Annotated in this window: 1 protein-coding gene; it reads right to left on the bottom strand. The window is 40.0% G+C overall.

Features of this window, described 5'->3' with window-relative positions; genetic code table 11:
- Nucleotides 1–102: 102 nt before the first annotated feature.
- Nucleotides 103–891: a YwqG family protein gene (locus tag KYS23_RS20575; RefSeq protein WP_218398132.1), complete on the bottom strand. Its 789-nt coding sequence runs from the start codon at nt 889–891 to the stop codon at nt 103–105.
- Between the last annotated feature and the right edge of the window lie 29 nt (nt 892–920).

The following is a 920-nucleotide window of genomic DNA, read 5'->3' as shown; positions in this document are numbered from 1 at the left end:
ATAACGCCCTGTTAACAGGCAAAATAGTGTTGGCTAAAATTTAGCGACGAAGGAGCAAAAGCCAACTGTATTTTGTCCTTGTTAAACAGCTTGTTAGCCATTTTAGCTACACTGTAAAATCAACCATGGCTTGGAGAAATCACAATTCTTAGCTTCGCTTTCTCTTACCCAAAAATACAGCATCCCCATATCTCCCCACATTGCTTCTATTTCATCATCAGAATCAAATTGTAAAAGCAACTTCCAATCGAGTAATTCACTTCTTAGCTTTTCAGCTTCCTTGGAGTTGTAGCCATCAGAGTTACCACAATAAACACCTCCGCTAGCTAACTGACAGTCTTCTTCCATTGAGTCTCCTTGAATGGGACTTGGAAAACCACCAATTTGGTGACGAGGTTCATCGCCAAAATGTTCATCGATGAAGTCGTAATACTCTTCGTCATCATCCTCTGAAATTCCAATAGATTCAAAGTCCACTCTTTGACCGTCGGGATAGCTAATAAAGCTTTCAGACTTAACGTATTTGATTGACGGTGATAAGTGTTCCATATCAAGATCTGATGGCAATACATACGGGTATAAGTCAGAATTACCATTTTCGTAAACTGTTGCCCAACCACCAGTATCTTTGGGGTCAAACCCCCAAGGCCACTCTGCGAGATCATAGAAAAATAAAAGCCTACCTATTTGAGGTAGCCAATCTATTTCCTTTTCTGGATTGATTTCTTTTAAGTCTAGTTGTCCGATAAAGCCAAGAGGTTTGTCATTTTTCCGTGGCCAGTCAAACTGGCCTCCAACTAGTGGCTTACCACCAAGAAAGCTCGATGTGATTTTGTTTGATGTCACTAATCGTAAACATTTTTGACCCAAAGCTAGAACTTTTTCATTCATTCTATCGACAACTCCATTTGATGGCTAAC

Origin of the sequence: Alteromonas lipotrueae (genome assembly GCF_019249255.1) — a bacterium.
GTDB classification, from domain to species: domain Bacteria; phylum Pseudomonadota; class Gammaproteobacteria; order Enterobacterales; family Alteromonadaceae; genus Alteromonas; species Alteromonas lipotrueae.
The sequence above is the reverse complement of the archived record's forward strand: the minus strand, read 5'-3'. Positions and strand labels throughout refer to the sequence as shown.